The 3,121-nt window shown below is 70.9% G+C and carries 4 protein-coding genes; 3 read left to right on the top strand and 1 reads right to left on the bottom strand.

From position 1 onward, the window contains the following. Window positions 1-282: hypothetical protein (locus VE326_08620; protein HYJ33270.1), on the bottom strand; the 282-nt coding region annotated here is incomplete at its 3' end. 374 nt (window positions 283-656) lie between these two features. Here VE326_08620 and VE326_08615 point away from each other — a divergent pair. From VE326_08615 to VE326_08605, 3 genes are all read left to right on the top strand, one after another. Beyond that, window positions 657-1,124 carry a hypothetical protein gene (locus VE326_08615; GenBank protein HYJ33269.1) on the top strand — a complete coding sequence of 156 codons (468 nt, stop codon included), beginning with the start codon at window positions 657-659 and terminating at the stop codon, window positions 1,122-1,124. A 28-nt stretch (window positions 1,125-1,152) separates the two neighbouring features. Continuing rightward, entirely contained in the window at window positions 1,153-1,578 is a 426-nt protein-coding gene (locus VE326_08610; protein ID HYJ33268.1) for an SRPBCC domain-containing protein, read from the top strand. A 44-nt stretch (window positions 1,579-1,622) separates the two neighbouring features. Further along, window positions 1,623-3,121: hypothetical protein (locus tag VE326_08605; protein HYJ33267.1), on the top strand; the 1,499-nt coding region annotated here is incomplete at its 3' end.

Raw genomic sequence — 3,121 nt, 5'->3', positions numbered from 1 at the left:
ACCCACGACAAGCTGCGGCGCGCGCAGTCTTTGCTCAGCCACGCCATTCCCGCGGGAGACGTGGCCCAGGTGCTCGACCGCGCCCTCGATGCTCTGATCACGCAGCTCGAACGGCGGAAGGCGGGCGCCGAGCGCGCGGGGCGGTCGCGCCCGACCCTCCGGCCACGGCACATCCCTGCGCGTATCCGTCGCGCGGTATGGGACCGGGACCGAGGGCAGTGCACGTTCGTCGGCGCCGATGGGCATCGGTGCACCGCGCGACGGTTCCTCGAGTTCGACCATCGAGAGCCCGTCGCCCGAGGAGGAAAGGCGTCCGTGGAGGGGATTCGGCTCCGTTGCCGGACCCACAATCAGTACGAAGCCGAGCGGGTGTTCGGCGTGGCTTTCATGATGAGAAAGCGGCGTGAAGCGCGGGGGGGTGCGCCAGGGCAGGGTGGTGCCGCGGGACAGGCTGACGCGCCGGGTCGGGGTGACACGCCGGTCCGGGGACCCGCCAACGGGCCATCGGCGCGAGACGCCACGGAGACGCCGACCGAACCGCTGCCCTGATCCAACCGCCCGACATCATCTAGGCGCGCGCGGCGGTAAGGGCTACTATCGGGCTCTCCTCGGGGTGTCGAGAGGCCCCGAACCACTCCATCCAGCGGGGGCCGATCATGCCCGGCGACTATCGCTATCTGGACGAGAGCACCCTCGTCGCGTCCACCTACTGGGGCACGATTTCCCTGGTCGACATCCTGGAGACGATCAGCCATCGCGTGAGCGAGCTTTCGGAGCACCATCCGAAGGCGAGCGTGGTCGACCTGTCCGCGGCGAAGTGGAACGAGACGTCGCCCAAGTTCATGCATCACGAGATGGAGCGGCTTCGCCCGGCCTTGGCGCCTCCCAAGGTGCGCACGGTCCTGATCGCGCCGAGCGACTTCTTCTACGGCTTCGCCCGCATGTACGCCATCATGCACAACATCTACGGCGCGGCGAACGTGGACGTCGCGCGGAGTTGGGCGGATGCGGCCAGGATTCTCGACATGGATCTCTCCTCGGCCGAGACCTGGGCGCGCGAGCGGATCGCGCAGGAAGAGGCGACCCAGGTCGACGACACGACGACGCGCATCCCGAAGCCATGATGCGGGCGAGTCGTTCCCAGGGGCAACCATGAGCGCCGGGCAAGACGTCCGCGCCCGCGCGACGCGGCGGTTCGAGGCGCCGGCCGAGCGCGTCTACGCGGCGTGGCTCGACCCCGCGAAGATCCGCGACTGGTTCGGGCCCGGGCTGGGACCGATGGTGCGGATCGACGTGGAACCGCGCGTGGGGGGGCGGTTCTCCTGGGTGCAGCGCCGCGGCGACAAGGACGTCGAGCACGTGGGGGAGTTTCTCGCGATGGACCCGCCCCGGCGGCTCGTCTTCACCTTCGCGGTGCCGCCCGATCCGGTGAGCCGCGTGGTCGTGGACCTGGCCGAGCGCCGCGACGGGTGCGAGGTGACGGTCACGCACGAGATCCCCGCCGAGTGGGCGGCGTTCGTGCCGAAGAGCGTCGAAGCGTGGAGCAAGATGCTGGACGCCATGGCGGGGACGGTCTGAGGGCCGCTGCTTTGACCGCGCGAGCCTGACGGCCGCAGCCGGAGATGACCCCCAACAGCACCCGAATCTCCCTTGGCCCCGCCGTTTTCGCGACGGCCGCGGGGATGTTCGCCTCGCAGGTCGGCGGGCGCGCGACGCGGGATGCCCTCTTCCTCTCCCACTTTCCGATCACCGCGCTCCCCATGATGATCATGGCCACGGCGGTCCTCGCGCTCGCGCTGGCGTACGGCTCGACGCGGGCGATGGTCCGCTGGGGGCCGGCCGTCGTGATGCCCACCGCCTTCGCCCTGAGCGCCGCGCTCCTGCTCGTGGAATGGGGGGTGTCGTACGTGGCGCCGGGCGTGGCCGCGGTCCTGGTCTATCTGCATTTTGGCGGGCTCGGCGCGTTGCTCATCTCCGGATTCTGGTCGTTCCTGAACGAGCGGCTCGACCCGCGGAGCGCCAAGCGCCAGCTGGGCCAGGTGAACGCCGCGGGGACGCTGGGCGGCCTGGGCGGCGGCCTTCTCGCGGCGGAGCTGGCCCGGTTCATCCCGGTGGCGGCGATGCTCCCGGTGCTCGCGGGGATCCAGCTGGTGTGCGCGGCCGGGATGGTCGTGCTGCGGGGCCGTCAGGAGCTGGAGGCGCGGGTAACCGGGGACGCAGGGCGTCCCACAGCCGGGTCAACGGCGGTTGGCACCTCCACCGCCGGAGTGCGGGCGCTCCTCTCGATGCCCTACATCCGGAATCTCATTTCCCTTGTCGTGCTGCTCACGGTCGCGGACGTGATGATCGACCTCGTGCTCAAGGGACGAGCCACCGAGGTCTGGCCGCACGGCGCGGGACTTCTGCGCTTCTTCGCCGCATTCTACACGGGCGTCTCCCTCCTGATCTTCCTGGTGCAGGCCTTCGTGAGCCGCTTCGTGCTGGAGCGGGTCGGCCCGGCGCGAGCGGCCGCGATCCTCCCGGCGGGCGCCGCCGTGGGGGCGGCCGGCGCGTTCGTGGCGCCCGGCCTGACGAGCGCGGCGCTGGCGCGCGGGGCGCAGTCGGTGCTCATGGCCTCGCTCTTCAACGCGGGCTACGAAGTGCTCTTCACCCCGGTGCCGGCGCGCGACAAGCGGGCGATCAAGTCGCTCGTGGACGTCGGCGCCTCGCGCGCGGGGGATCTCCTGGGCGCGGCGGTCGCGCAGGGGGTGGTCTTCCTCCCGATGGCGCTCCACGACCGGGGGGACGTGCTGCTCGCGCTCGCGGTGGCGCTCTCTGTCGTCGCGTTCGTGCTCGCCCTCCGGATGCAGCGCGGCTACGTGCTGGCCCTGGCTCGAGGCCTCGTCAACCGGGCGGTGCACCTGGAGCTGTCGGAGGCGACGGATTCGATCACGCGCTCGACCCTGTTGAAGACGCTTCAGATGTCGCGGCCGGTGCAGCGCGCGCAGGTCGAGGGAGGTGTCGCGCCGGGACCCATCACGGCGGGCGGAGCCCCACCCCATTCGTCCCGGACCGAGTTAAGATATATATTAACCGGCCAGCCTGGAGACGACGGACCCGAAGCCGCACGAGCCCGCGCGCT

Source organism: Candidatus Binatia bacterium (assembly GCA_035631035.1).
Taxonomy (GTDB): Bacteria; Eisenbacteria; RBG-16-71-46; order SZUA-252; family SZUA-252; genus DASQJL01.
Note: the sequence above shows the minus strand (reverse complement) of the source record. Positions and strands in the feature narration are given on the sequence as shown.